This is a genomic window from Gordonia hongkongensis (genome assembly GCF_023078355.1).
In the GTDB taxonomy this organism is placed as follows: Bacteria; Actinomycetota; Actinomycetes; order Mycobacteriales; family Mycobacteriaceae; genus Gordonia; species Gordonia hongkongensis.
Genome location: NZ_CP095552.1, coordinates 4,576,222 through 4,602,922, shown reverse-complemented (window position 1 = coordinate 4,602,922; position 26,701 = coordinate 4,576,222). Strand labels below are relative to the sequence as shown.

Below are 26,701 nucleotides of genomic sequence, written 5' to 3'. Positions count from 1 at the left end.
CATGAGCTCACTTTCCGCCGAAGAGGCATTCCTGGTCGACACTGTGCGGTCCTTCGTCGACCGCGAGGTGAAGCCGTCGGTCCAGGAGGTCGAGCATGCCAACGAATATCCCGAGAAGTGGATCGAGCAGATGAAGCAGATCGGCATCTACGGGCTGGCGGTGCCCGAGGAGTTCGGCGGTTCGCCGGTGTCGATGCCGTGCTATGCGCAGGTCACCCAGGAACTCGCGCGCGGCTGGATGAGTCTGGCCGGCGCGATGGGTGGGCACACGGTTGTCGCGAAGTTGTTGACGCTGTTCGGCACCGACGAGCAGAAGCTCGAGTACCTGCCGCGGATGGCGACCGGTGAACTGCGCGCCACCATGGCGCTCACCGAACCGGGCGGCGGGTCGGATCTGCAGGCGATGTCGACCGTGGCGAAGACCGATGGCGACGAGCTGGTCATCAACGGTGCGAAGACCTGGATCAGCAACGCCCGGCGTTCCGGGCTGATCGCGCTGATGTGCAAGACCGATCCCGGCGCGCAGCCGCGCCACAAGGGCATCTCGATCGTGCTCGTCGAACACGGACCCGGGCTGACCGTGTCACGCGACCTGCCCAAGCTCGGCTACAAGGGTGTCGAGAGCTGCGAGCTGTCCTTCGACGGTTACCGCATCCCGCAGACGGCGATCCTGGGCGAGGTGCCCGGCAAGGGATTCGGTCAGATGATGAAGGGCTTGGAGACCGGTCGAATCCAGGTCGCCTGCCGAGCGCTGGGCGTCGCGACCGCGGCACTCGAGGACTCGCTCGCCTACGCGCAGCAGCGGGAATCCTTCGGACAGCCGATCTGGAAGCATCAGTCGATCGGCAACTATCTCGCCGACATGGCGACCAAGCTCACCGCAGCGCGCCAGCTGACCTGGCACGCGGCCGAACAGTACGACCGGGGTGAGCGCTGCGACATGGAGGCGGGGATGGCCAAGCTCTACGCCTCCGAGGTGGCGATGGAAATCGCCCTGAACGCCGTCCGCATCCACGGTGGTTACGGGTACTCCACCGAGTTCGACGTCGAGCGATACTTCCGGGACGCGCCCCTGATGATCGTCGGCGAGGGCACCAACGAGATCCAACGCAATGTCATTGCGGCACAACTCGTGTCGCGCGGCGGGATCTGAGCGGCACGCCGTCGTCCGGCGGGAGAGTGGGTTTCATGCGCGAGTCCGAGCAGTCCGCACCTGCGTACAAGACGTTGGCCGCGGAACTGCGCGAGCACATCGTCGCGGGCAGATACGCCGGCGGTGTGCGGCTGCCGACCGAATCCGAGCTCTCCCAGGAGTACGGGCTCAGCCGGCAGACCGTCCGCCGCGCGTTCCTCGAATTGGTGAGCGAGGGCTCGGTGTACCGCGTGCCCGGCCGGGGAACGTTCGCGACCGAGACCGCGGGTCAGTACCTGCGCCAGCTGGGTTCGATCGAGGACCTCATGAACCTGTCGACGGACACCGAGATGCAGGTGCTCGAATCACCCTCGCGCCGCGTGGATCTCGAGGCAGCGGGTCGCCTGCGACTGGACACCGACGTGGTGTACCGCATCGTCTTCCAGCGATTCCACGACGGTGTCCCTTTCGTCGTGACCACCGTGTGGTGGCCGGAGTCGGTCGCACGCCTGGTGATCGACGCCCCCGAGGTCGAGGCCGGAGCGCGCAGTGACCACACGATGATCGGCCTGCTCGAACCGCATCTGGCGCACCCGATCGAGGAGTGCGCGCAATCGATCACCGCCACCGTCGCCGACGCCGAGACCGCTGCCCGCCTCGGCTGCCCCGTGGGGCACACGGTGCTGCGCGTCGACCGGTTGTACACCGATTCACGCGGCCGCGCAGTCGAACTCGCGGTCAGTTACTTCCTCCCCGAGCACTACACCTATCGGGTGACGCTCCGCCGCAGCGGGCTCTGACCGGGTGCGCATCTCCGACCGCGTTCGGTCTAGGATTCTGCCGTGACACATGTCCTGACGATCTTGGATCTCACCGATGCGGATGTTCCGACTGAGCACTGGCGGCTTTCCGGACCCACCGTCGGCGTGTGCAGAAGCGGCGTCATCGGCTCCGACCGCGCAGACAGGGTGGTGGACCGGGCGACCTTCACCCTCACCGACACACCGTCCGACGATCGACGGCTGGTGTACACCGCCGACATCGAGGGCACCATCGCCGTGCTCACCGACAGGATCTCGGCGCATCCGGTGGCGGCGTCTGTGGGCGACGACGTGTTACGTGCAGTGTCGGATGCCGGCAGTACCGTCAGCGGGTTGATCACCGAGTCGCTGGCCTATTCGGCGCTGCAGGCCGGGACCGAATTCACGGATTGGCTGGCGTCTCAGGGCAGCCGTCGGCGTCACCAGCAGGACGACGCCGTGGTCCTCACGCGCGAGGACTCGCACCTCGACATCGTCTTCAATCGGGGGGACCGGCACAACGCGTTCAGCGACGTGTTGCGGGCGGGCCTGATCGACGGCTTGACCGTGGCGCTCGCGGACACCTCGATCGAGTCCGTGAGGTTGAGCGGCCGGGGCCGGTCGTTCTGCAGCGGCGGTGACCTCGCCGAGTTCGGGTTGTTCGCGGATCCGGCCAATTCGCACCTGGCGCGTACTCGGCACAGTCCCGCGCTTCTCCTCGACGCACTGACCAGCCGGCTGGGCACCGCCTGCCGAGCCGATGTTCATGGTGCCGTGCTCGGCAGCGGGTTGGAGATGGCAGCGTACTGCGGGTTCATCACGGCTCGACCGGACGCGCGGTTTGGACTACCGGAACTCGAGCTCGGCCTGGTTCCCGGTGCCGGGGGAACGCTGAGCGTTCAACGCCGTATCGGCCGATGGCGGACGGCCTACCTGCTCATGACCGGACGTCGTATCGACGCGACGACCGCTCTCCAATGGGGATTGGTCGACCACGTGGACGAACTGCCGGCCCCGTCGCCGGCTTCATGAGGCCGCGTACCGAAGGTGTCCGTCGACGACGGTGGCTGCGACCAGATCTGCCGACAGTTCGGCGAGCACGTCGTCGGGTCCGGCGGACATGAGGCACAGGTCTGCCCGATCCCCCGTACGAAGATCCCGCGTATTCGCCGGCGTGTGCAGGTCGCCGAGGAACATCGCCAGGGCGGCAGCTGCACCGACACGTTCATCTGGGCACAGGAGTTTTCCCGATCTGGTCCGCCGATCTCTGGCAGCACGCATGGCGGCCCACGGGTCGAGGTCCCCGAAGGGCGCATCCGTGCTACCGGCGATCGGCACCCCCGACCGACGAAGGCCGGCCACCCTCCACAACTCGTGATGCTCCGCCGGGGTACCTCGCGGAGGTACTCATCTCCGCGTTCGGCCACGAAATTCGGCTGCGTCACCACGGTCACCCCGAGATCCGCGAGGTCGTCGATCACATCGTCGGGCACCATCGCCGCGTGTTCGATTCGGTCGCCCGCGCGCACACCCGCGCTCCGGAATGCCGACAGCGTGACGACGAGTTGCACGACAGTCACGCAGTGCAGGGCCACCGCGTAACCGTGCTCATGTCGCTCCGCGACCCAGGACGTCAACTCGTCGAGATCGAGTGTGCTGTCGTCGAGAATCCGTTTGACCGGACCGAACTCCAACCGTGAGTAGTGTCGTCCACCGTGCTGCGACATGACCATCACCCGCTGGGGGAGTCGTTCCTCACGTACGGCGGTGTCGAGTGCGTCGAGGTCGGCGGCACCGAGATCCGGGGTCGCTTCGGTGATCCCGGTGACGCCGAACCTGGCGAGCCGGACTCCCAGTGGTGTGAAATCCGTCGGACCGTCTGCGGTCACGGCAGCAAAGGTGTTGTCCTGGCGAAAGAATCGGCCGGTGGGATGATCCGGCCACCCGAGGGCGATGAGGCCTGGCGTGTTGACGATCCACATCGCACCGCTGCGATGCTGGATTCGGACCGGTGCGCGGGCGAACAGTTCGTCGAGGCGATGACGGTCCAATTCCCCTGCAACGCTGTCGTGATAACCAACAGCGCGGATCCAGCCGTCGTCGCGGGGTCGAGAACGGCCGAGAGCCTCGGCGAGTTGTTGCGGTGTGGCCACCTGTTGTGGGCCGACGGACACCGACTGCAGCGCAGCCACCGCCGCCCGGAGGTGTAGATGGTGATCATGTAATCCGGGAAGCAGAGTGCCGCCCCGGAGATCGAGGACCGGCTCGTCGTCCCCCGGCTCGAGGTGGACCGCGACGTCGGTCAGGCGTCGGTCGGTGATGCGTACCGCGACCGGCTCACCCGAGAGTCGCTGCGCCCCGGTGATCAGCATCTGGGACCTCGACGTTCATCGACGAGACGCAGAACCTCGTTGTCGCCGATCGTCTCGAAACCGGAACCGATTCGGGGAGCGGTGGGCGGCGTCACGGCGACGGTCACCCGCTCGGTGTCCTCGAGTACGGGGCACCCGGCGTACTTGGCGGCGACGCCGGCCATCGACACGTCGATTATCTCCCCGCCACCGCGGGCGAGCGACTGCACCACCGCAGTCGCTGCTTCCAGTCCGGTCAAGGGGTCGGCGATCGCGTCCCCGCAGAACACCGGCCCACGAGTGCCCCGGCCGACGAGTCCGCCGGCAACTGCGGCATCGTCGCCGAACGCGACGCGGTTCACCATCCCGGTAGCGCGACCGTAACCGGTGATCCGCACCCATACCCGCCCGGCGCGCGGCGACCTGGTGGACGCGTCCAGCCCGGCGTGTTCGAGAGCGCGCGGGCGGGAGGCCTCGATGACCACGTCCGCGACATCGAGCAACCCCGCGAGCCCAACCGCCCGGTGGCTCAATTGTGTGGTGTAGAACTGCTTTCCGCTGTTCATCCAGGCGAAGAAGTCGGGGTTTCCGGCTCGCGACCCATCGGGACGTTCGGGGCTCTCCACCTTGATCACGGTCGCACCGAGCTGTTGCAGAAGGTGACCGCACAACGGTCCCGCCCACATCGCGGACAGGTCCACCACCAGCAGCGACGGCGGGCGGGTGGCCTGCTGAGCGGGCCATGCCCTGACGATGTCGACGGGGGACGAACTCACCGATCCCAATGCGGCGGCGGGTATCTCGAGCAACTGCGCACGATCGACGACGTCGTCGACGTGAAGATGCGGCAACGCCTCGGCCAGTGCCTGCCACGGACTGTCGATCGGATCGTCCCGCGCGAAAAGCGCTTGCAGTGAGTCGATGTCGCTCGCCCGCGAGAGCGTCATCGCGATCCATCCATCGCGACACCGCATGAGACGGGAGCTGCCGCCCGCGGACTGTTGTCCGGCGCGGGAGCTGCCCATCAAGGCCGCCCGGCCGGTCAGCAGTTCGCCGACATCAGCGCCGAACACGTCGGCGAGCATGTCGGCCCGCGCCATGATCGGCGCGCGGGAGTAGTCAGGAGCTTCCGGTTCGCCGGTCAGGTAGGCCATACCGCTGCTGGCCCATCGCTGCGCGTGTGTCCCCATGTCGGCGCTTTTTCCCTCCGCTGCCCGCGGTCCGCCGGGACCGGCTGTGGTCAGTTCGACGAGGGGGTCGGCGTCTGTGGGTCAGCCCCTGTCGCCTGCGGTGGCCGGTGGAACACCGCGAGTTGCGCTGCCGCTGCCGCGAGCCCGACGCCCGCCGCGAGAGCGGCAGCTCGTCCCGAGCTGAGTCTCGAGTCCAGGCCTATGGCCCGGTCCACGCTGTAGTGGCCAGGCCCCAAGGCGGCCAACGCAATTGCTGCGACCGACAGATTGGCGACGTACTCCCAGCCCTCGGATGTGATGAAGAAGCCGTTGGGCAGGTGGACCGAACGTGCGGCGACGGCCATGGTCCCGACGACCGCGGCGGCCGCTACCGGGGTGGCCGCGCCGGCGACGATGGCGGCTCCCGCACCGACCTCCACCACCGCAGAGGCCTTCGCCTGGAGCGTGGGTTGCCGGAAACCGATCGACCGGAACCAGCCCGCGGTGCCTTCGATGCTGCGGCCGTGTTTGGTTCCGTGAGCGATCATCGTGCCCCCGATGGCACCTCGGAGAAGGAGTTGGACCGGAGTGAGGTCCGAGGCCGGCTTGGTGAACAGACGTGACATGACTTGCTCCATTCGGGTTCTTGTGGCAGCGAGCATAGCTGCTCGCTGCGTCGCGCAATTCGCCCCGCGTGACCCGCCCCGCAATGTGAGATGCGTCAATTCGGGCAGAGGGGGTGACGTACATCGCAGTTTGATCTAACATCACTGTCACCTTTGACCGCACAGCCGTGAGGATTGGCGTCTCTATGCAACATCTGGTGTTCTTGTTACTGGGGTTAGGTAACGGAGCGGTTTTCGGCGCACTGGCGCTGGCGGTCGTCCTCACCTACCGCAGTTCCGGCGTCGTCAACTTCGCGACGGGCGCCATCGCGTTGTACACCGCGTACACATACGCGTTCCTGCGCGAGGGTGAGTTGCTCATCCTGATCCCGGGGCTCCCCAACACGATCGACCTCGGCGGGCCGATCGGGATGTGGCCCGCGATCGCGATCTCGCTCGTGATCGCAGCTGCCCTGGGGCTCGTCCTGTACCTGCTCGTCTTCCGGCCATTGCGGACCTCACCCCTGGTGGCCCGCGCAGTCGCCGCTCTTGGTATCTCCCTCTTGATCGCGGGACTGGTGGCGCAGAAGCTGGGTACCGATCCGGTTTCGGTGGAACCGATCTTCCCGACTGACGTCTGGCAGTCCGGCGAGCTCCAGCTGTCTGCTGATCGGTTCTTCTTCGCGCTGACGATCGTGGTGCTGGCGATCGTGCTGGCTCTGGCCTTCCGCTACACGAAGTTCGGCCTGGCCACTCGTGCGTCGGCCGAGACCGAGCGAGGTGCTTATGTCAGCGGCATCTCGCCCGACCGGATCGCTGCCTACAACTGGATGCTTAGTTCGGCGGTGGCGGGTCTGGCCGGAATCCTGATTGCACCCATCGTCCCGTTGGTGCCGGTTGCTTACACGCTGTTCATCGTCCCGGCTCTGGCCGCCGCGATCCTGGCTCGCTTCGATCTCGTCGTGGTCGCGGTACTGGCTGGTCTGGCCGTGGGTATGCTTCAGTCCGAAGCGCAGTATCTGGCAACCCAATTCGACTGGCTGCCGTCCGTGGGCCTGCCGGATCTTGTGCCGCTGATCCTGATCCTGGCCGTCCTTCTGATCCGTGCGAAGCCGCTGCCGACCCGCGGTGCGATCATCCTGCAGACCCTCGGCAGGGCGCCGAGACCGAACCATGTGGCGTCCACCGCGGTGGTGATGACGATCATCGGGGTCCTGGCGCTCGTGTTGCTCGACGAACGGCTGCGCACGGGGCTGATAGTCAGCTTAGTCATGGCCATCATCGCGTTGTCCTCGGTGGTCGTCACCGGCTACGCGGGTCAGGTCTCCCTCGCCCAGCTGACTATCGCCGGTGTCGCGGGCTTCCTACTCGGGCCGATCGCCAACACGTTCCATCTACCGTTCCCGATCGCCCCTGTCGTGGCCGCGTTGTGTGCGGCTGCGCTCGGCGTACTGATCGGGTTGCCCGCGCTACGGATTCGAGGACTCACCGTGGCCGTGGTGACCCTTGCGATGGCGTTCGCAGTCGAAGCGATCTGGTTCCGTAACGTCGACATCGTCGGAGCCTCGGGGGTCAGGGCGCCCGAACCCAGCCTGTTCGGTTGGGATCTGGGTATCGGACAAGGTCTGGACTACCCGCGGGTCACATTCGGCGTCCTGGTGCTGCTCGTGCTCGTGGGGGTCGCCGTATTCGTCGCCCTGCTCCGGCGGAGTCGGCTCGGCGCCGAGATGCTGGCGGTCCGTGCGAATGAGAGATCCGCTGCGGCTGCCGGTGTCAGTGTCGTCCGCGTGAAGATCCTGGCCTTCGCGATCGGTGCGTTCATCGCCGGCATCGGCGGGTCGCTCCTGGCTTACCAGCAGCAGACCGTGACGTTCAACTCCTATGCCGCGATGGGTGGTGTCGCCCTGTTCGCGACTGTCTATCTGACCGGAATCACCTCGGTGTCCGGCGGTGTGCTGGCCGGCCTCACGGCCGCCAACGGTCTGCTGTTCATCGTCGTCGACGAGCTGTGGTCGGTCAGCGGCTGGTATGTGGTGATCTCCAGTGTGTTGCTGATCTTCACCGTGATCCTGAATCCCGAGGGAATCGTCGGACCGGCCCACACCTTGTTGGCCACGCGCCGCGCAGCGGCTATCCCGGATACGAGCGAGCCGGCAGCGGACGCGGACGCAGGGTCCGATGCCCCGGCAGTGGGGCCGTCGACACGAGCGCGGGTCGTCGATCGGTCGGCGGAGCCTGAACTCGTCCTGGCCGACGTCTCGGTGAAATACGGTGGTGCGGTGGCTCTGTCAGAGGTCTCGCTCGCGATCCCGAAGGGCGCTCTGGTGGGCCTGATCGGTCCGAACGGTGCCGGCAAGACCACGCTGATGGACGCGATCACCGGATTCGCCGAGTACACCGGCGACGTGACACTGGCGGGCGCGTCGTTGAGTGAACTCGCGCCGCACAACCGGATTCGCGCCGGCCTCGGCCGTACCTTCCAGGCCATCGAGCTGTACGACGACCTGAGCGTGACCGAGAACGTCAAGGTCGGTCGCACCGCCGCGGTCCACCGTCCCGACGCCAAGGCCGAACACGGCGACCTCGGTCATCTGTCGGAGGTCTTCGACCTCCTCGGCATCAGCGACATCGCCGAGCGGCCGGCAGGCGAACTGTCGCAGGGACAGCGGCAGCTGGTCTCAATCGCTCGCGCGCTGGCGGGCTCACCCAACCTGCTGCTGCTCGACGAGCCGGCGGGTGGTCTCGACAGTACCGAGAGTCGTTGGCTCGGAGAGCGACTCCGCAAGATACAGGACAGCGGGATCACCATCCTGATGGTCGACCACGACATGGATCTCGTGTTGAACGTCTGCGACGAAGTGCATGTCCTCAACTTCGGCGAACTCATCGCCTCCGGTACTCCGGCGGAGATTCGGGCGAATCGAACCGTTGCCACCGCATACCTAGGAAAAGAGGCTCAGGTCCATGGCTGACGTGAATACGGTCGACACCGTCAACGACTCCGACGCCGCCGTGCCCACGGGAGTCCCGATCCTGGAGTGCCGGGAGGTGACGGCCGGCTACGGCTCGGTCCGGGTGGTGCGCGATGTCGGCTTCTCGCTCCAGGAGGGTTCGGTGCTCGCGATCCTCGGCCCGAACGGGGCGGGGAAATCCACTCTGATGAACACGCTGGCCGGCCTGTTGCCACGCAAGGGAGGGGAGGTCATCGTGGAGGGCAAAGAGCTGCGCAGTGGTCGTCCCGCGGAGGCCAATCGGCATGGCCTGGTGCTGGTTCCGGACGACCGGGCTCTGTTCACCTCGCTGACCGTGCGCGAGAACCTGGCGATCGCCAAACGGTCCGGTGGATTCGGTGTGGACGAGGCCATAGAGCTGTTCCCGGCCCTGGGCAAACGCATCAAGGTCAGCGCGGGGTCTCTGTCGGGTGGCGAGCAGCAGATGCTCGCTGTGGCCCGTGCGCTGACCCAGAATCCGCGGGCGCTGCTGATCGATGAGATGAGCATGGGTCTGGCCCCGGTCATCGTCGAAGAGCTGCTCCCGGTCGTCCGTCGTATCGCCGATGAGACGAATGCTGTCGTGGTGCTGGTGGAGCAGCATGTGCAGCTGGCTCTCGAGGTGGCCGACGAGGCGCTCGTGATCGTGCATGGCGGTGTCCGTCTGCGCGGCCGGGCAAGTGAGATGGCCAAGAATCCGGCACTTCTCGAGCAGGCGTACCTGGGCGAGGCCGTCTGATCTGACCCCGCTCTGCCGGTCACTTCCGCCGTGTGGGGGGTGACTGGCATCGTCGTGTCCGCGGCTGGTGCGGTGAGCGAGTCCGGGCCGGTGAACCGTCCTGGGGCTGGTGGAGGCCGTGATCCCATCGGGAGAATGCCGGTATGGTGCACCGAGGAACTGTGATCCAGAGACGCGTGAGCGGGCTGGCAGGATGTATCACGACCGCCTCACCGAGCACGGTGTGCAGACCGTCGGAGTCACCCGCGAAAACATCGCACGATCACGACCCGGCGCGATGATCGCGCGCCGCGGCACCCCGATCTGGTAGAGCGGGAGCGGCCATCGCCGGCCAGGCCGGATCAGTGGGGGTGGCTGACCTCACCTGCTGGTGGACCCTGGCAACCACGCGACTCCGGCTTGGCTGGATCGATCGGCACCGGGTAGATCACGGTGGCCTACCGGCGCAGCCCGGACGACGGGAGACGAATGGTGAAATGCGTCGGCCGCCATCCCTTGCGAGGATGACGGCCGACGCCGGGTCGTACTGGTCGGTCAGGGCTCAGGCGCCGGGTGTGTCGTAGAGCGAGGGATCGACGGTCACCTTCTGATAATCGGTGAGTTCGCCGTTCTTGGTCGCCTTGGCGAGGAGGCCGTCGGCGCTGCAGATGTTGGGGGAGATGGGGAGCTGTTCTCCGTTGCACTGGAACATGAGTCCGTTGGTCAGCGGATACTCGGTCGGCGGTGCCGTCTTCATGGCTGCCATGACGGTCTCCGCCGTCGGGTCGGTGACCTTTGCCGCGTTGAGTGCCTTGATCATGCCGAGCATCGGAGCGTAACCGACCGACGAGAGATTCCCGAACTTCGCGCCGTCACCGTACTTGGCGAGAACTGCTGAATAGAGTTGCGAGTCGGGGGCATCCGGGCTCAGATCGAGTGTGGTGGCGACGTTGATGCCCTCGTAGCCGTTGGGGATCGAGCTCCCCCCACCGATCGTCAGGCACCGATCGATCGCGAAGATCGGAGCATTCGGCTTGGTTGTCTTGATCGCCTTGAAGGCGCTGGTGCAGAAGCTGTCGTTACCGATCACGAAGAAGTTGTCGGCGTCACCGCCGGCCGCGCTGATCTGCGGTGTCATGTCTGCGGTGCCCGGCGGGATGCCGACCACACTGAAGTCGAGGCCGGCGTTGCCCCAGATCAGCGATCCGATCTGGCGGGTGGGTCCCTCGGCGCCGGGGACGCCGATGGCGATGCCGACGGTGTTCTTCAGCCCCTCGTCCTTTGCCGCCGTCGCCGAGCTCGCGAAGTAGGCGGTGCCGTTCGTCAGCAAGTACACGCCCGGCGCGCTGAGGCCCTTCTGGGTGGTGCCACTGTGAACCACCAGCGGGATCTTGGCTGGCGACAGGACGTCGATGAGGTGGTCCAGTTCACCTGGAGTGGGACCGACCACGGCGGCGGCACCGGCCTGCACCATCTGGTTGGCGCAGTCGGCGGCGGCGGCGGGTTGAGCCAACGCTTCGCACGACTTGACCTCGATGGGATGACCACCGATTCCGCCGAGGTACTCGTTGGCGTAATCGGCCGCGGCGACGGCGCCACGGATCTCGTCGCTGACGTCGATGGCCTGCGACTTCCCGTCGCTGATGAACCCGATGGTGATCGGTGTACCGGTGGCCTTGTTCGGGGTGCCCAGCACCGACTCATTGGCTGAGGGCTCCGCGGCGGAGTCGCCACCGTCATCCGAGCCGCCACAGGCGACCATGCCCGCGGTGAGGATGACCGACAGGAGGGTCGTGGTGATGAACCGCCGGCCGGTCCTTGATTTCGTCATGCTGTGCTCCTGAGTTCGGGACGAGGGATTCCGCCCGCAGATGGGTTTCTCGACTGAGCGTCGTACCGGACTCCGCGTCGATGGAGGGTGAGTCATAAAAAGTACGGACTGTCAGATGAGACACCTTGATACTGGACTATGGCGCGGGTCACTCCCAGCATTCCCGCCGTATGTTACCTAATCGTTACCGTAGAGTCTGGAATAAAGCGAGCTAGAACCCAGAAAAGCCATTGTCAAGCGAGGATGGTGAGCCCGCTTGAGCATGGTCGGCGTCTGACGGAGTAATGATCACTTCGTCAGAAATATGTGACGATCGTGAGTAGCGATGCGTCGGAGCTACGACAGGCGTGTCGCGAGGTACCTCAGTCCCCGCGGACCACCGCCCTCATCGAATCGACGTCGACGAACTTCACCCGCGGTCGCTTACGCGGCTTGCCCGCGGCCTTCTCCGCCTTGTCGATCAGGGTCCAGCCGGCGAAGTCGACGACTTCGGGTGCTCTCTCGGCCAGGAGTTCCGCGAACGAGTCCGCGTCCTGCGGCGGATCGGCAAGAGCTTCGGCGACGTAATCCTGGAGGAGGAGATCCACGGTGTCGGCTGCACATTTCTTGTTGGTTCCGATGACACCGGACGGACCACGCTTCACCCAGCCGGTGGCGTAGACGCCCTGAACGGGCTCGCCGCCGTGCAGAGTGACGACCCGGCCCTCGACGTTGGAGATGACCCCGCGAGCGTCGTCGAACGGCACTCCGGGGACCGGAACGCCGCGGTAGCCGACCGCGCGCAGCACCAGGGTCGTCTCGATGGCGTCGGTGACGTCGGTGGGAACGGCGACGACTCCGCCGGACTCGGTCAGTTGCAGTTCGTTGCGTGTGATGCTGATCGACTCGACGTGGTCTGTCCCGGAGATCTCGGTGGGGGAGGAGAGGTATCGCAGGACCAGACGTTTCGCCGCGCCTGTGTCGCCGTCCGCGGCAACCCTGCGGGCCAGGGAGATCTTCGCCTTCACCGACGACTCGGTGTCGGCGGCGTCGAGGATGCCCTGCGTGACCGGGTCGATCTCGACGTCATCCGGGTCTATCACGAGGTCGACGCCCGGAAGATGGCGCAGTGCCATCATCTCGGGGTTGGTGTAGCCGGCTTGTGCGACACCGCGGCGGCCGAGGACCACGACCTCGCGGATGTTGCTCGTGCGCAGCACCTCGAGTGCGTGATCGGCTATGTCGGTGCGGTCGAGGTCATCAGGATCGGTGAGCAGAATCCGAGCGACGTCGAGGGCGACGTTGCCGTTGCCCACGATGACGGCGCGCTCGCCGCTCAGGTCATAGGTCCGGTCCGCGTAGTCGGGGTGGCCGTTGTACCAGCCGACGAACTCGGTGGCGGTATGACTGCCCGGGAGGTCCTCGCCGGGGATGCCCAGGCGACGGTCCGACGACGCTCCCACCGCGTAGATGACCGCGTGGTTGTGGGCGAGCAGCTCCTCGTGCGTCAGATCGACGCCGATCTCGACTCCGAGGTGCAGCCTGAAGTTCTTGCGGCGCTCCAGTGTCCGGAAGATGTCGGTGACCGCCTTCGTGCCGGGATGGTCGGGGGCGACCCCTGAGCGCACCAGTCCGTACGGCGTGAGCAGGCGCTCGAACATGTCGACCTGAACGCCCTTCAGCGAGATCAGCTCGGCGGCCGCGTAGAACGCGGCCGGTCCCGAACCGACGATGGCCACGCGCATATCCGAGAAATCCGCTTTGCGCCACAACGGTTTCGGGACGTCGAGTTGTCCGGACTGCAGGGGGTGCTGTTCGAAGTAATCGGCATTGAGCTCGATGAACGGGAGCTCCGGGTCGTCCAGTTCGTCCTCGGCCTTGATCGCGTCGACGGGGCAGGCCTCCACACATGCGCCGCAGTCGATGCATGTCTGCGGGTCGATGTGCAGCATCTCGGTCCGCATGAAGTCCGGTTCGTCAGGCGTTGGGTGGATGCAGTTGACCGGGCAGACATCGACGCACGATGCGTCGTTGCAACAAGCTTGCAGGATCACAAAAGCCACGTGAGTCAACCTCCAATATCTGACAGTTACGTCTAGTTTGATCGTGAGTGTGTGCCTCTGTCAAGGGATGACCGAGCCGCTCTCGACTGGGTTCGGTATTTGATCTAACGTCTGTGTCACTATTGATCGGTGGGCGGCGCGCGGGCGGGCCACCCACCGCGTACGGACGAGGAGTGACATGACCGAACAGAACCGCTTGGTGGTGTGCGCGAGCCACAGCCCCGGCATGGAGCGCGACACCGATCTGGTCTTCGGAACGGAGTTCCGGGCGGGTCTGGCCGAGGCACGCGCCGTGGTAACCGAGTTCGACCCCGACTTCGTGGTGTTGTTCGGTGGCGACCACCGGCGGGCTTTCCGCCACATCGTCCCGACCTTTGCCGTCGCGCTGTCGGCCTCGATACTTCCCGAAGGCGGCCACGCGGAGGGTCGCCTGGACGTTCCGGCTGACATCGCCGCCGAGCTCGGCGCCCATCTGCTCGACTCGGAGTTCGACATCTCGATCTGTCGGGAGGTCGGCCTCGACCACGCGTTCGCGCAACCGCTACGAGATCTGACCGGAGACCTGAATGCGTACCCGGTCATCCCGCTACCCATCAACTGTGCGACCGGGCCGCTGCCGTCGGCTGCGCGGGTCCTGTCGTTCGGCGACGCGGTCGGACGGTTTCTCGACACGATCGACGCGCGCGTGCTCGTCGTCGGGACCGGCGGACTGTCGCACTCGCCGCCGAGCCTGGAACTCGATGCCTTCGACATCAGCGACGAGGAGCGGCGGCGCGTGATCACCGAGGGCGCCGCGGCCGCGCGGAAGAAGATCAAGCCCGAGTGGGACAGGGCCTTCCTGGATGCGCTGGCCGAGTGGGATGGTGCCGAACTCGCCGCACTCACCGACGACGCGCGTGCGCAGGCCGGCGTCGGCGCCAACGAGGTGCGAACCTGGCTCGCAGCGGGCGCCGCCGGCGGCGGGAAGCCGCTGCACACCGTCGCCTACCAGCCGGTCGAAGAATGGATCACCGGCATGGGTCTCGTCGTATCGCGTTGACCTGCGCCCGGCGACCGACACGATGAGGGGGTGGAGCCCCTGGCGCATCGCTACCAGGGGTCTCTCGCGACAGCCTCAGTTCGGCCGTCCGGACAGGTGGTCCGTCCGCCCGGAGGACGCGACCGGTCAGCGGCCCTGCCAGACCGGGGCGCGCCTCTCCGCGAATGCGCGCGGGCCCTCCTTGGCATCCTCGGAGCCGGCGACTGCGGGCAGTGCCGCGTTCGTCATCTCCCAGCCGACTGCTTCCTGAGGACGATCGCCACTCTCGTTCTGCGCCAGGGCGATTCGCTTGGTGGCGGCAACCGCGAGCGGCGCGTTGCCGGCGATCGTCGCAGCGAGCGCCAGCGCGGTGTCGAGAACGTCGGCCGCGGGCACCACCCGGTTGACCAGATGCAGGTCGAGTGCCTGGGCCGCGGTGATCGACTCGCCCGTCAACAGTAGTTCCATGGCGACCGCCGGCGGGAGTTTCGCGGCGAGACGGAACGCGCCGCCTGCTCCGGCGATCAGCCCGCGGGTCACCTCCGGCAACCCGAACACCGCGGTGTCGGCCGCAACGACCAGATCGCTGGCGAGTACCAGTTCGGTGCCGCCGCCGAGCGCCGGTCCGTTGACAGCCGCGATCGTGGGCTTGCTGATCGCCTGTCCGACGTATCCGGCCAGGCCCCACTTCTCGCGTCCGGGCGGGATCACAGCTTCCCCGCGCATGATCGCCTTCAAGTCGGCGCCGGCACAGAACGCCTTGTCGCCGGCTCCGGTGAGCACGACTGCGCGAACGTCGGGATCCTTGTCTGCTTCTGCCAGGGCATCCCCCACCAGAATGCACATCTCGGCGTTCACGGCGTTACGCGCCTGCGGGCGGTTCAGCGTGATGAGCAAGACGTGGCCGCGGCGCTCGATCAGCGCGGGGGCTTCGGCAGTCACGGTCATGATCAATTCCTCCAGGATCGGTAGTACGGACAACGGTTGACGATCAGGCCCAGACGTCCGCGGTCTCGGCCGGACGGCGAGGCGGTGGCGTCGGTAGTGCAGGCGACGTCCGTGAGAACGCCGGTGCCGGTGCGGGTTGGGTGACCCCGCCGATCGCGGTGAACACACCGCGACCGACCATGTGCGCATCGGTCTCGGCTTCGGCGAACGTCAGCACCGGGGTGACACACGCGTCGGTCCCGGCGAACATCGCGGCCCACTCGTCCCGTGTCCGCGAACCGAAGCGTTCGGTGAAAATCGTGCGCATCCGCGGGAAACCGGCCGGGTCTCGCTGCTCGCCCACCTCGAGCGGATCGATACCGAGTACGGCGAGGAGCTCCGAGAAGAACTGCGGCTCCAAGGCGGCGACCGCGACGTACTTCCCGTCAGCACACTCGTAGGTGTCGTAGAACGGCGCGGACCCGTCGAAGACGTTGACGCCGCGATCGTCTGACCACCGACCCGCGCCACGCATGGCCCACAAGAGGTGCCCGAGCATGGGGGCGCCGTTCACGATCGCGGCATCGACGACCTGGCCTCGACCCGACGACTGTCGCTCGACCAGGGCCGCGACCAGCCCGATCACCAGAAACATCGAGCCGCCGCCGAAATCGCCGAACAGGTTCAGCGGCGGCACCGGGCGTTCACCCGGCCGGCCCACGGCGTGGAGCAGCCCGGTCATGGCGATGTAATTCAGGTCGTGCCCGGCTTCGGCGGCACGCGGACCAGTCTGTCCCCATCCGGTCATCCGGCCGTAGATCAGTCGCGGATTGAGCTCGGCGACGTCGTCGGGTCCGAGGCCCATCCGCTCCGCCACGCCCGGACGGAACCCCTCGATCAGGATGTCGGCTCGCTGAACGAGCCCCCGGATGTCACGCAGGTCCGCCGCGTCCTTCAGGTCGGCCTCGACGATCGTCCGACCTCGAAGTCCGGCCGCGGCGGGGCGATCCGGGGCCAGCGAGCCACGACGCTGGACGCGGACGACGTCCGCGCCCAGATCGCCGAGCAACATCGCGGCGTGCGGCGCCGGTCCGACACCTGCTAGTTCGAGTACGCGAATCCCGCCGAGCGGTCCGCGCGCCGAAGTTGCGCCGTCAGTCACTCGAGGGGAGTGGCTTGGCGCTCTTGACGTCCAGCAGCTTCCCGTCCAGCGACAGGCTTCCGGTGCCGGGCTTGGTCACCAGGATCTCGACGGTGTCGTCGGCGTCGACGTAGCGTTTGCCGATCTGGGTGCCGCCGTCGAGGCCCGCGGCGGGGCTGAGCCCGGCCACCGGTGACTGCGTCACATCGATCATCGGCTGACCCCCGCAATCGAGTGCTGCCTCGCCTGCCGGCGCCTTGATGATGATGACCTGGGTGCCACAAACCTGGCTTTGTAGACGACTTCCGGTCTTGAACACGGTGTCTCCGTTCTCTTGCTGATCGGATCAGGTGGTGTGCACGCGCTACGCGTGTGCGGTCGCAGGACGATCGACGATGTCCTCGACGACTTTCTTGCGCAGTATCTTTCCGGTCGCGGTTGCCGGGAGGTCGTCGAGGAAGACCACCCTGTCCGGTGTCCGGGAACCACGGAGGCGCTCGCGTACGTAGGTGCGCAGTTCGTCGTGGTCGGGCGAGGAGCCCGCCTCGACGACCACGGCGGCCACGATGGCCTCACCCCAATGAGCATCGGGCACACCGACAACCACCACCGAATGGACCGCGGGATGCTGTACGAGTACGTCTTCGATCTCGGCGGGTGCAATGTTCTCGCCGCCACGGATGATGGTGTCGTCGTTGCGCCCCACGATGAACAGATACCCGGCGGAATCGGTGTATGCGAGGTCCTTTGTGGGAAACCAACCTTCGGCGTCGAGGACCGACCCGGCCCCCATGTACTCACCGGAGACCTGCGGTCCACGTACCCACAGCTCGCCTTGCTCGCCGTCGGCCACCGGGAGGCCGTCGGGGCCACGCAACTGGATCTCGATCCCGGGCACCGGCCGGCCGACGGAGCCCAGGCGTGCCTGGACGTCGCGATCGTCGCTCTCCATGGCCGCGCGATGGTCGTCGGGACCGAGAAGGGCAATGGTCGAACTCGTCTCGGTCAGTCCGTACGCATTGACGAAGCCCGCCTGGGGGAACGCGCGTAGCGCTGCTTCGAGGGTGGGGCGCGGCATCCGTGCCCCACCGTAGGACAACGATGCGAGAGCGGGAAGGTCGGCCGGCGCACCCGCGAGGGCATCGACGATACGGTCCAGCATCGTCGGCACGACCATCGCCGAGGTGGCGCCCTCGCGGCGGGCGAGTTCCACCCACCCGTGTGCGTCGAACTGGGGAAGATAGATCATCCGCCGGCCCGCGTAGACGTTCGTCAGGATCGTGCCCATCCCGGCGATGTGATAAGGCGGAACGCTGATCAGCGCGCCCTCGTTGTCCGCTGCGGAGCCGTATTCCACTGTGCTCATGACGTAGCTCAGCAGATGGCTGTGTCGCAGGATCACACCTTTGGGGGCGGAGGTGGTCCCGCTGGTGAACAGGACGATGGCCGGATCGTCGGGGTCGACGTTCGCGGCCGGCAGGGGGTCGGCGGCAGCGGCCCGCGCGGCCGTCGCGAACTCCTCGGTGGTCGTCACGTTGTGATCCGACGACAGTTCGGACACGTATCTCGGGTCTGCCACGACCAATGGAGAGCGGGTGCGCGCGATCAATTGCTCGAGTTGCGCGGCGGCCAGGCGGTAGTTCACCGGGACGAACGGGACATCGGCATGGGCCGCGGCGAACAGCAGCACCGGGAGTTCGAGTCCGGATTCCCCGAGGAAGACGACGTTCTCGGCGCCTGCCTGCGTGATGACGGTCGCTGCGCCGGTGACCAGTTCACCGAATTCGGCGTAGGTCAGGGAGGCTCCGTCGACGGTGATGGCCGTCTTGTCGGGGTTGCCCGACAAGGCCATGTCCAAGATCAGCGAGATGCTCATTCAAGACTTCCAAATCTCTCGTGTGAATGACGTGGGTCACTCCTGCACGGAACCATAGTAGATCATCTGACACCCTGTCCATGCAATGGCCGAGCCGAGTCCCTGACGCGGATGCGGCGAATATTTGCCCAGTTCAGAATCCATCATCGCAAGATGGGGGTGCCGAAGCCTGCTCGGTCCGGCCGCGATCGAGCGAGTCTTGAATATCGGTGATCTGACATCTAGGGTCAGTTTCGAACGTCGACAGGCCCGACGAGTTCGCAATCGAAAGGTGGCCGAGATGGCGCTTGCCATATCCTCCGAACACATTGACCTGGCCGACGCCGCCGTCGGCCATCTCGCGCGGCACGGTGTGCGTGCGGCTGCGCGGGCCTCTCTGGACGGGGCTGTCGAACTCGAGACCTTCTGGTCGAGCACTGCAGACCTCGGTTGGCTCGGCTTGCACCTACCGGAAGAGTACGGGGGCTCAGGCTACGGCATCGCCGAATTGGCCGTTGTCCTCGAGGCGATGGGGCACGAGTTGGCTCCCGGCCCGTTCCTGTCGACCGTGGTCGCGTCGGCCGTGATCGCTCACGCGGGCGACGAGGATCTCCGCGCCGAACTCCTCCCGGGTCTCGCCGACGGTTCCACGACAGGCGCTGTGGGGCTCGCCAATGGATTGTCCCGCGACGCCGACGGTCTGATCAGCGGCCAGGTGCGCGCGGTGTTGTCGGCACCTGAGGCAGACCTCCTCGTGCTTTCCCTCGGCGACGACCTCGTCGTGCTCGACAAGGCCACAGCCGGCGTCGAGGTCGCGGCGGCCGAGGCCCTCGACACCACTCGCGGTATCGGCACGGTGTCGCTGACCGCAGTCGCGGTCCCGACCAACCGTGTTCTGCGCAGCGCGAGTCGGGCGGGCCGCAGTGTCCTTCGCGTCCTGGCCGCCGCAGAGGCGATCGGCGGCGCGCTCGCGTGCCTCGAGATGGCCACCGATTATGCGAAGGTCCGCGAACAGTTCGGACGGTCCATCGGGTCATTCCAAGCGGTCAAACACCACTGCGCCAACATGCTCATCGCCACCGAGGCGTCGATCGCGGCCACCTGGGACGCGGCGCGTGCGAGTGACATCGACGGCATCTGGTTCGCCTCGGCGGTCGCTGCCGCGTACGCGGGCCCGGCCCAACTGGGCAATGCCCGGATGAACATCCAGCTGCACGGGGGCATCGGGTTCACCTGGGAACACGACGCCCACTTGTACTTACGCAGGGCGACCACCGTGGCCGCGATTCTGACCGACGGCGTCGATCCGCTCGCCGACATCGTCGATGCGTATCGTGCGGGGCAGGCGCAGGGCGCGTCGTTCGACCTGCCACCAGAGGCCGAGGAGTTCCGCGCGGCTGCACGCGCCGAGGCGCAGGCCGTACGATCCCTGCCCGAGGGGCAGCGCCGTGACCACCTGGTCGACAGCGGATACCTCGTGCCGCACTGGCGTAGGCCCTGGGGACGCGAGGCCGGAGCGATCGAACAACTGGTCATCGAGGAAGAGTTCGAGGGTATCGACCTGCCCGATCTCGGGATCACGGGTTGGGTCAATCTCACCATCGCGCAGGTGGGTTCGGATGATCAGCGAGAGCGGTGGATCGAACCGGTACTTCGCGGTCGCGACCAGTGGTGCCAGCTGTTCAGCGAGCCCGGCGCGGGTTCGGATGCTGCTGCTGTCCGGACCGTCGGCAAGAAGGTCGACGGCGGTTGGCGCGTGACCGGCCAAAAGGTCTGGACCAGTGTCGCTCTCGAATGTCAGTGGGGCCTCGCGACCGTCCGCACCGATCCGGACGCCTCGAAACATGCGGGTGTGTCGATGATGGCGATCGACCTCTCGTCCGAGGGAGTCCAGATTCGTCCGCTCCGCGAGATCACCGGTGAGGCGCTGTTCAACGAGGTCTTCTTCGACGACGTGTTCGTTCCCGATTCCGATGTGGTCGGGGAGGTGGGCGAAGGATGGAAGGTCGCCCGGGCCACTTTGGGCAACGAGCGGGTTTCCATCGGCGGCGGCAGCGGTTCCATCGACTTCGGCGTCGCGGAACTGGTCAAGTTGCTGGACGGGACCGGCGCCCGTGACGCGGAGCATCGGGTCGGCGAGATGATCGCCGAAGCCCACACACTGCGTCTCCTCAATCTCCGCCAGGCCGCCCGAGCGGTCATCGGTGCCGGACCAGGACCCGAGGCGAACGTCACCAAGCTGATCAAAGCCGAACACTCGCAACGAATCACCGAGCTGGGCATCGACCTGGCCGGTACCGCCGCGGTCACCGGAAACACTCCCGGCCTCACGTACGCCTACCTGTTCGCGCGTTGCCTGACCATTGCCGGCGGCACGTCTGAGATCATGCGCAACACCATCGCCGAACGTCTGCTGGGCCTGCCGCGCGAACCATCGGTTCGATGACCCCCTCCTTGCCGCTCGTCGGTATCACGGTCATCAGTCTCGAGCAGGCGGTGGCTGCGCCGTATGCCACTCGTCAGCTGGCCGACCTCGGCGCGCGGGTCATCAAGATCGAGCGCCCCGGGGTCGGGGACTTCGCCCGGGGTTACGACGAGACGGTGCACGGGGATTCGAGCTACTTCGTCTGGCTCAACCGGTCCAAGGAATCGTTGACGCTCGACCTCAAGAGCGAGGTCGGGCAGCGGATTCTGCGCGAACTGCTCGCAGATGCGGACGTGTTCATCCAGAATCTCGGTCCGGGGGCAGTGCGCCGGATGGGTTTGGGTGCCGACGACCTCGAAGCCTCGCATCCCGGTCTGATCGTCTGTGAGATCACCGGTTACGGAGAGGGGCCGTGGCAGTCGCGGAAGGCCTACGATCTGCTCGTCCAGGCCGAGGCCGGTCTGATCGCGGTGAGCGGGACCGAGGACGAGGCCGCCAAGGCGGGGATCTCCGTGGCCGACATCGCGGCCGGGACCTTTGCCTATTCGGGTATCCTCGCCTCGCTGTACACGAGGGCGACGACGGGCCGCGCGCCCGCCGTTTCGGTGTCGCTCTTCGAGGCCCTCGCGGAGTGGATGGGTTCCCCGATGTACTACTCCCGGTATGGAGGCACCGCTCCGCGTCGGACCGGAGCCAGGCATGCGACGATCGCGCCGTATGGTCCGTTCACCGCCGGTGATGGCGGTATCGTCCTGCTCGCCGTCCAGAATCAGCCCGAGTGGCAACGACTTTGTGCGGAGGTCCTCGGCCTGCCGGAGTTGGCGGATGATCCCAGGTTCACCAAGAACCCCCTGCGCGTGCTCAACCGGGAGGAACTGGAGGCGATCATCACCGCCGCGATCCAATCCCTCACGGCGGACGAGCTGGAAGACAAGCTCGAGGCCGCGGGTATCGCCAACGCCCGGACGAACACCATGGTGCAAGTGTGGGACCATCCGGTGCTGGCCGAACGCAAGCGGTGGCGCACCGTGCGCACACCCGGCGGACAGATCGGTGCGTTGTTACCGCCGGCTGATCTGAGGGGGTCGATCCCCGGATGGATCCTGTTCCGGCACTGGGCGAACACAGCGAGAAGATCTTGGGGGAACTGGGCGTGGACGCGGCGACGATCGATCAGTGGCGGCACGCGAACATCGTGTGAGGCAGCGGTGAGCTGTGGCGGTTGCCTCCCGGCGCGCCCTACCCCATCGCAGACAACAACGGATCGAGTCGCTCGCCGGTGAGCGACTCGATCCGTTTGTTGTGTGGTCGTCAGGGTCCTATTTGGGCTGGAACCGCAGCGCTCCGTCGATGCGAATGACCTCGCCGTTGAGGTAGTCGTTCTTCGCGATGTGCTCCACCAGGGCGGCGTACTCTGACGGGCTACCCATCCGAGATGGGTAAGGAACCGTTGAACCCCAGTACTTTTCGGCCTCCTCCCGTTCCATCTTGAAGGCCGGTGTGAAGAAGGTGCCCGGTGCGATGGCCATCACGCGGATGCCCTGCTTGGTGAGGTCGCGCGCGGCAGGCAGCGTCAGACCGACGACGCCGCCCTTGGCCGCGGAGTAGGCGGTCTGTCCGATCTGACCTTCGAACGCGGCGATGCTCGCGGTGTTGACGATGACACCACGGTTGCCGACCTCGTCGGGCTCGTTCTTGGCCATCGAGGCGGCGCCGAGTCGCAGGACGTTGAAGGTCCCGTTGAGGAACAGATTGACGTACCACTGGAACTGTTCGAACGAGGCCGGCTCACCGTCGCGACCGACCACGCGTGACGCGCCAGCGGACCCGCCGTGCGCGTTGACGACTATCCGAAGGGGCGCAAGCTCGTTGGCGACCGCGAGGGCCGCGTTGACACTGCTCTCGTCGAGCACGTCGGTGCTGACGTAGCGCACGTGGTCACCGAGTTCGACTTCGAGGGCCTTGCCTTTCTCATCGTTCAGGTCGGCGATGACCACGGACGTACCCGCGGCGGCCAGGGTGCGAACCGTGGCCTCTCCGAGACCGCCGGCGCCACCGGTGACGAGCGCGGATGCGCGACTGATATCCATCTGAAGCTTCCTCTCCTGCTGCGGCATTCGGTCGAATGCCGATCAGACCACCCGTAATGAGTTCCCTCAAAGATGACATAGTCGTCAGAAGTAGTCAATGACGGACGGGTCCCAGGCTTCAGATGTCGTGTAAAGCAACGCTTCTGGCGAAGCAACTTTCCGACCATGGGTCAGAAGAGCACCGACGAGTCCGGTCTCAGGGGTCAGGCCAGATGGCTGAAGAATCCGCGCCGGATGCACGCGATCAGGAGATCGGCGGTCTCGTCCTCCGACAGCGGAGGTGACTGTTCCCGCGCGGCCTGCGGAATTCTGGCGACCAGTGAGCGGAAGATGATGGCCGCGACCACGGGGTCGAACGGATAGTCACGTCGCGTCGCGACGAGGTCGGCCACCATCGCCGCATCCATGGCCGCCTGCCCGCAGACGCCGAGTTGACCCACGATGTCGTTGTCCGTGGTCTGCTCGTTCCACGCCCCGATCGAACCCGAGTAGCGCCTCATGAAATCGTCCAGGCTGCGGATCCAGGCACGGAGCTCTGTGGTGTCCGGGTCGGTGAGATTGATCTTGCTCAGGCGCTCGGCGTGATCTATCGCCAGATCGGCGGCTTCGATGCTGATGGCGACCAGGAGGTCCTGCTTCTCGCTGAAGTACTTGTAGAACGTCCCGCGGGCGAGTCCGGCCTCTTCTACGATGTCGTCGACGCTCGTACGGTGATATCCCTTGAGCTGGAACTGCTTCGCGCCGGCATCCACCAGAGTGCGCACGGTGTTGATCGCACGCTTGCTCAGATTCGCGGTCCGGTCCTCGACGGACAGGCCGACGGTCGAAGGCAGCGGAGGCACCTCGATGACCACGTCCTCGGGCGGCGTCTCCAGAGGAATGCTGTTGAGGACGGACGACGGGGTCTCGGGGAACAGCAACAACTGCAGGTAGACAGACAGCGAGTCGACCACCGCCTGGGTGTCTCGACCGTAGGTGCGATCAGTGGCGAGGAACAGGTTGATGCGGTGCACGATCGCGATCATCGCCATCGCGGCCACCCGCGGTTCGATTCCCTGCAGGTCCGAACGCTCGAGCCTGTCGGTGACCAGCTTTGTGTAGGCCGACATGAAAGTGTCGATCTGCGGCCGGACGGAGGTGTCGGACATGGCCACACTCGTCCACTGCACGAACATCGTGGAGTATCGGTCGAAGACCCAGCTCCACTCGCCGAGCCACCAGTTGAGGTTGTCGAATCCGACCTTGGTCGGGCCCAGCGGGCCGATACGCCGCGCGACCCGGAACAGAGCCCGCCCGCACACATCCAGGAGTTCGAGGAAAATCTCGTCCTTGCCGGGAAAGTACTGGTAGAGCGTGGCCCTCGAGATGTCGGCCTCTTTGGCGATGGCGTCCACGGAGGTGTTGAAGAAGCCCAGCCGGCCGAACAGATCCAGGGAGACCTCGACGATCTTGGTGCGTGTGTTCGCGCCCCGGCTGCCCACCTCGGGGCTCGACGGGCCATAGCTGGCCCTGCGCGTTATCGGCGTTGCATCTGACATGGGAGTTCAGCCTAACCGCTGATCGCCACAGCGGACGACCGACCGTCCCGAAACGGCACGATCGTCTTCGTCACGCTGCCACATGTGGTACGACGAAATCGGCCGATCCGGCGATGGCGACCGCGCCATTCTGCCGGGTGCACGTCAACTCGACGGCGGCAATGGTCTCGCCGCGGGCGTTCTCGGTGATCGCGGTGACCGCGCCGGTGCAGGTCAGGACATCGTCCGGCCATACCTGTTCACGGAACCGCACACCGTAACGGCGTACGTTCTCGGCCCCGAGCCAGTCGGTCGCAAAGGTCGCGAGCAACGCGGACTGGTGCATTCCCTGCGAGAACACGGACGGGTTCCCGGCGCTGCGTGCCATGGTGTCGTCGTAGTGCATCGGGTTCAGGTCCCCAGAGGCTCCCGAGTACCGGACGAACATCTGACGGGTCAGCGGTCCGAACTGTCGAGGCGTGGCGGTGCTTCCGACGGTGAGGGCGGTCATCGGGTTGCTCCTCGGGCAGCGCGTTCGATGAAAGTTGCGGTGGCCTGGGCGACCAGATCACCGGTTCGGTCCCGGAACTCGGTTCTCACGACGGCGAATCGCATCTGACCTCCCCGCTTGCCGGGCTTCTCGTATCGGTCGACGATGCGCTCCTGCGCGATCAGGACGTCGCCGACCCTGGGGGAGGGCCGACGAACGTGTACTCCTGCTCGCCGTGTAGCAGTCGTCTGCGGTCGAAACCGACGTTGATCCGTACTCCCGCCGGTGCCCACTGCGCGGCGTTGACGAGAAATGTCGGTGGGATGATCGCGTCGGGTCCCTGATAAGCGGGGTTGTCCGACTGCATCGCGGCGGCGAACTCGCGGATCTTGCCCTGTTCGATCACCATCTCCCAGGGTTGGCCGGTGGTGCCGACCGGCGACGGTTCAGGCGGTTCGCTGTTGGTCATCTGGTTCTCCAGTGCTCAGTTCGGTGAGATATCGGTCCACGAGTCCGACGACGGTGGTGGGATACCTGCGGGCGATCTCCATGTCGAGACCGTCTCTGGCCAGCAGGATGGCGAGACGGTTGTTGATGAGCGACAGCACAAACGCTGCCAGCAGTTTGTAGTAGCCGATGTCGCCGTCGACTCGTCCGCCGAGTTCGACGTATCGACGGAGAGTCGCTTCGCTGTCGAGGATACCGGCGGGGCGGATGAAACCGAGTGCTTCACAGAGGAATTCCTCGAACATCAGCCACCAACCCAGATCGATCTCGGGGGGTCCGGTGGTTGCGGTCTCCCAGTCGAACAATGCGGCGACCGACATGTCGTCGGCGAAACACATGTTCCCGACACGAGCATCACCCCACACCACGCCTTCGCGGTCGGTGGTCGGCGCCCCGGTCATGATGGCATCGAACGCGCGCGCCAGGGTCTCCGCGCCGACGGCGAGATCGGGGCGAGCCCACTCGTACCAACGTCGGAGGTTGTCGAGATAGCGGGCGAGCCCGGTCGACCCGGTCGCGGAAGCTTCGCGCAGGAAGTCCAGCACGTCCGGGTCGTCCACCTGATGGACGGCCACCAACGACTCGATCGCGTTGTCGTAGAGGAGTTCTCGCTCGGGAGTCGAGAGCTCGGTGGTCCAACCACGCTTGTGCCAGCTCGGCACGTCCGAAGGCGTGCGGCCACGGACACGTCGCATCAGATAGAAGGGGGCGCCGAGGATCGAGGAATCGCGTTCGATGCACACGATCTCCGGAACCGCGACGCGCGCCGTCCGGCCCAGCCGTTTCATGATCTCGGCCTGGCGGGGTGCGTCCGGAGTGGTGAACAACTGGTGGTCCGATGCCTGCATCCGCAGTACGAGGTCCGCGCGTCGCCGGTTTCCGGCCGGGTCCGTCCACGTCGCGGTCAGGAATACCGTCTTGCCCGAATAGCCCGCATCCGGCGCCGAGAGATCCGAGATCTCGAAGTCGGTGCCGTCGGGTGCGATGCGCGGGGGAAGCCAGGAGTCGAGAACCTCGCGTGCATCGCCGCCGAGGTCACCCCGGGTCGGTGTGTAGACCATACGAATTCCATTCCTCCGGCCCGGGCGCCGCC

At 66.2% G+C, this 26,701-nt stretch carries 19 protein-coding genes and 4 pseudogenes; 9 read left to right on the top strand and 14 right to left on the bottom strand.

All coding sequences use genetic code 11. From position 1 onward, the window contains the following. Position 1: 1 nt before the first annotated feature. Genes MVF96_RS20755 through MVF96_RS20745 form a run of 3 tightly spaced genes read left to right on the top strand, consistent with a single transcriptional unit; the run spans position 2 to position 2,964 of the window. Positions 2-1,153, top strand: a complete 1,152-nt coding sequence (locus tag MVF96_RS20755) for an acyl-CoA dehydrogenase family protein (protein WP_065632513.1) — start codon at positions 2-4, stop codon at positions 1,151-1,153. Between the two features lie 35 nt (positions 1,154-1,188). Continuing rightward, complete coding sequence (locus MVF96_RS20750; protein ID WP_065632600.1) at positions 1,189-1,932, top strand: GntR family transcriptional regulator; 744 nt, start codon at positions 1,189-1,191, stop codon at positions 1,930-1,932. Between the two features lie 42 nt (positions 1,933-1,974). Then, positions 1,975-2,964 carry an enoyl-CoA hydratase/isomerase family protein gene (locus tag MVF96_RS20745; RefSeq protein WP_396266471.1) on the top strand — a complete coding sequence of 330 codons (990 nt, stop codon included), beginning with the start codon at positions 1,975-1,977 and terminating at the stop codon, positions 2,962-2,964. Here MVF96_RS20745 and MVF96_RS20740 read toward each other — a convergent pair. The 3 genes and pseudogenes from MVF96_RS20740 to MVF96_RS20730 all read right to left on the bottom strand — a co-directional run bounded on the left by MVF96_RS20740 (position 2,959) and on the right by MVF96_RS20730 (position 6,078). Further along, positions 2,959-4,304: pseudogene (locus tag MVF96_RS20740) on the bottom strand (amidohydrolase family protein). The gene MVF96_RS20745 and the pseudogene MVF96_RS20740 overlap by 6 nt on opposite strands. Continuing rightward, the gene (locus MVF96_RS20735; RefSeq protein ID WP_065632515.1) at positions 4,298-5,473 is read right to left on the bottom strand and encodes a CoA transferase; all 1,176 of its coding nucleotides are present in this window, start codon (positions 5,471-5,473) and stop codon (positions 4,298-4,300) included. The pseudogene MVF96_RS20740 and the gene MVF96_RS20735 overlap by 7 nt, the downstream one beginning before the upstream one ends. A gap of 50 nt (positions 5,474-5,523) precedes the next feature. Next, positions 5,524-6,078 carry a DoxX family protein gene (locus MVF96_RS20730; protein WP_065632516.1) on the bottom strand — a complete coding sequence of 185 codons (555 nt, stop codon included), beginning with the start codon at positions 6,076-6,078 and terminating at the stop codon, positions 5,524-5,526. Between the two features lie 185 nt (positions 6,079-6,263). Here MVF96_RS20730 and MVF96_RS20725 point away from each other — a divergent pair, with 185 nt between their 5' ends. The 3 genes and pseudogenes from MVF96_RS20725 to MVF96_RS20715 all read left to right on the top strand — a co-directional run. Beyond that, positions 6,264-9,029: a branched-chain amino acid ABC transporter permease/ATP-binding protein gene (locus MVF96_RS20725; protein ID WP_247450264.1), complete on the top strand. Its 2,766-nt coding sequence runs from the start codon at positions 6,264-6,266 to the stop codon at positions 9,027-9,029. Further along, positions 9,022-9,786, top strand: a complete 765-nt coding sequence (locus MVF96_RS20720; protein ID WP_065632518.1) for an ABC transporter ATP-binding protein — start codon at positions 9,022-9,024, stop codon at positions 9,784-9,786. Before MVF96_RS20725 ends, MVF96_RS20720 begins: the two co-directional genes overlap by 8 nt. Positions 9,787-10,035: 249 nt before the next feature. Continuing rightward, a pseudogene (locus MVF96_RS20715) lies at positions 10,036-10,169 on the top strand (IS3 family transposase); the annotation flags it as partial. 158 nt (positions 10,170-10,327) lie between these two features. Here the strand turns inward: MVF96_RS20715 and MVF96_RS20710 are convergent. Then, positions 10,328-11,596 (bottom strand): ABC transporter substrate-binding protein, encoded by a 1,269-nt coding sequence (locus tag MVF96_RS20710; RefSeq protein ID WP_065632519.1) that lies wholly within the window; start codon positions 11,594-11,596, stop codon positions 10,328-10,330. A 362-nt stretch (positions 11,597-11,958) separates the two neighbouring features. Continuing rightward, the gene (locus MVF96_RS20705; RefSeq protein ID WP_065632520.1) at positions 11,959-13,638 is read right to left on the bottom strand and encodes an FAD-dependent oxidoreductase; all 1,680 of its coding nucleotides are present in this window, start codon (positions 13,636-13,638) and stop codon (positions 11,959-11,961) included. 178 nt (positions 13,639-13,816) lie between these two features. Between MVF96_RS20705 and MVF96_RS20700 the strand changes: the two genes are divergently transcribed. Beyond that, a complete protein-coding gene (locus MVF96_RS20700; RefSeq protein ID WP_175401198.1) occupies positions 13,817-14,677 on the top strand; it encodes a 3-carboxyethylcatechol 2,3-dioxygenase in 861 nt (286 codons plus the stop codon). Positions 14,678-14,803: 126 nt separating this feature from the next. Here the strand turns inward: MVF96_RS20700 and MVF96_RS20695 are convergent, their stop codons facing one another. From MVF96_RS20695 to MVF96_RS20680, 4 genes are read right to left on the bottom strand one after another with little or no spacing between them, the layout of a single operon-like run. Then, entirely contained in the window at positions 14,804-15,604 is an 801-nt protein-coding gene (locus tag MVF96_RS20695; protein WP_065632521.1) for an enoyl-CoA hydratase-related protein, read from the bottom strand. A gap of 43 nt (positions 15,605-15,647) precedes the next feature. Next, entirely contained in the window at positions 15,648-16,745 is a 1,098-nt protein-coding gene (locus MVF96_RS20690; protein ID WP_065632522.1) for a CaiB/BaiF CoA transferase family protein, read from the bottom strand. Further along, positions 16,738-17,043 (bottom strand): hypothetical protein, encoded by a 306-nt coding sequence (locus tag MVF96_RS20685; RefSeq protein ID WP_065632523.1) that lies wholly within the window; start codon positions 17,041-17,043, stop codon positions 16,738-16,740. The genes MVF96_RS20690 and MVF96_RS20685 overlap by 8 nt, the downstream gene beginning before the upstream one ends. 45 nt (positions 17,044-17,088) lie before the next feature. Then, entirely contained in the window at positions 17,089-18,600 is a 1,512-nt protein-coding gene (locus MVF96_RS20680; RefSeq protein WP_065632524.1) for a class I adenylate-forming enzyme family protein, read from the bottom strand. 280 nt (positions 18,601-18,880) lie between these two features. Between MVF96_RS20680 and MVF96_RS20675 the strand changes: the two genes are divergently transcribed. Beyond that, a complete protein-coding gene (locus MVF96_RS20675) occupies positions 18,881-21,025 on the top strand; it encodes an acyl-CoA dehydrogenase family protein (RefSeq protein ID WP_083207507.1) in 2,145 nt (714 codons plus the stop codon). After that, a pseudogene (locus MVF96_RS20670) lies at positions 21,022-22,205 on the top strand (CaiB/BaiF CoA transferase family protein). The gene MVF96_RS20675 and the pseudogene MVF96_RS20670 overlap by 4 nt, the downstream one beginning before the upstream one ends. A 118-nt stretch (positions 22,206-22,323) precedes the next feature. Here the strand turns inward: MVF96_RS20670 and MVF96_RS20665 are convergent. From MVF96_RS20665 to MVF96_RS20645, 5 genes and pseudogenes are all read right to left on the bottom strand, one after another. Then, positions 22,324-23,094 carry an SDR family NAD(P)-dependent oxidoreductase gene (locus tag MVF96_RS20665; protein WP_065632527.1) on the bottom strand — a complete coding sequence of 257 codons (771 nt, stop codon included), beginning with the start codon at positions 23,092-23,094 and terminating at the stop codon, positions 22,324-22,326. Positions 23,095-23,297: 203 nt separating this feature from the next. After that, positions 23,298-24,632 (bottom strand): TetR/AcrR family transcriptional regulator, encoded by a 1,335-nt coding sequence (locus MVF96_RS20660; RefSeq protein WP_247450262.1) that lies wholly within the window; start codon positions 24,630-24,632, stop codon positions 23,298-23,300. Positions 24,633-24,702: 70 nt separating this feature from the next. After that, positions 24,703-25,122: a MaoC/PaaZ C-terminal domain-containing protein gene (locus MVF96_RS20655; protein ID WP_065632529.1), complete on the bottom strand. Its 420-nt coding sequence runs from the start codon at positions 25,120-25,122 to the stop codon at positions 24,703-24,705. Beyond that, a pseudogene (locus tag MVF96_RS20650) lies at positions 25,119-25,570 on the bottom strand (FAS1-like dehydratase domain-containing protein). The gene MVF96_RS20655 and the pseudogene MVF96_RS20650 overlap by 4 nt, the downstream one beginning before the upstream one ends. Next, on the bottom strand, positions 25,548-26,669 hold the full coding sequence (locus tag MVF96_RS20645; RefSeq protein WP_065632530.1) for a phosphotransferase family protein: 1,122 nt from the start codon (positions 26,667-26,669) through the stop codon (positions 25,548-25,550). The pseudogene MVF96_RS20650 and the gene MVF96_RS20645 overlap by 23 nt, the downstream one beginning before the upstream one ends. Positions 26,670-26,701: the final 32 nt, after the last annotated feature.

Excerpts from the sequence above, each read along its gene's own strand:
- MVF96_RS20655 (WP_065632529.1), bottom strand. The coding sequence starts at position 25,122 with ATGACCGCCCTCACCGTCGGAAGCACCGCCACGCCTCGACAGTTCGGA.
- MVF96_RS20730 (WP_065632516.1), bottom strand. The coding sequence starts at position 6,078 with ATGTCACGTCTGTTCACCAAGCCGGCCTCGGACCTCACTCCGGTCCAA.
- MVF96_RS20750 (WP_065632600.1), top strand. The coding sequence starts at position 1,189 with ATGCGCGAGTCCGAGCAGTCCGCACCTGCGTACAAGACGTTGGCCGCG.
- MVF96_RS20665 (WP_065632527.1), bottom strand. The coding sequence starts at position 23,094 with ATGGATATCAGTCGCGCATCCGCGCTCGTCACCGGTGGCGCCGGCGGT.
- MVF96_RS20710 (WP_065632519.1), bottom strand. The coding sequence starts at position 11,596 with ATGACGAAATCAAGGACCGGCCGGCGGTTCATCACCACGACCCTCCTG.
- MVF96_RS20675 (WP_083207507.1), top strand. The coding sequence starts at position 18,881 with ATGGCGCTTGCCATATCCTCCGAACACATTGACCTGGCCGACGCCGCC.
- MVF96_RS20660 (WP_247450262.1), bottom strand. The coding sequence starts at position 24,632 with ATGTCAGATGCAACGCCGATAACGCGCAGGGCCAGCTATGGCCCGTCG.
- MVF96_RS20700 (WP_175401198.1), top strand. The coding sequence starts at position 13,817 with ATGACCGAACAGAACCGCTTGGTGGTGTGCGCGAGCCACAGCCCCGGC.
- MVF96_RS20755 (WP_065632513.1), top strand. The coding sequence starts at position 2 with ATGAGCTCACTTTCCGCCGAAGAGGCATTCCTGGTCGACACTGTGCGG.
- MVF96_RS20735 (WP_065632515.1), bottom strand. The coding sequence starts at position 5,473 with ATGGGGACACACGCGCAGCGATGGGCCAGCAGCGGTATGGCCTACCTG.
- MVF96_RS20695 (WP_065632521.1), bottom strand. The coding sequence starts at position 15,604 with ATGACCGTGACTGCCGAAGCCCCCGCGCTGATCGAGCGCCGCGGCCAC.
- MVF96_RS20720 (WP_065632518.1), top strand. The coding sequence starts at position 9,022 with ATGGCTGACGTGAATACGGTCGACACCGTCAACGACTCCGACGCCGCC.
- MVF96_RS20645 (WP_065632530.1), bottom strand. The coding sequence starts at position 26,669 with ATGGTCTACACACCGACCCGGGGTGACCTCGGCGGCGATGCACGCGAG.
- MVF96_RS20725 (WP_247450264.1), top strand. The coding sequence starts at position 6,264 with ATGCAACATCTGGTGTTCTTGTTACTGGGGTTAGGTAACGGAGCGGTT.
- MVF96_RS20680 (WP_065632524.1), bottom strand. The coding sequence starts at position 18,600 with ATGAGCATCTCGCTGATCTTGGACATGGCCTTGTCGGGCAACCCCGAC.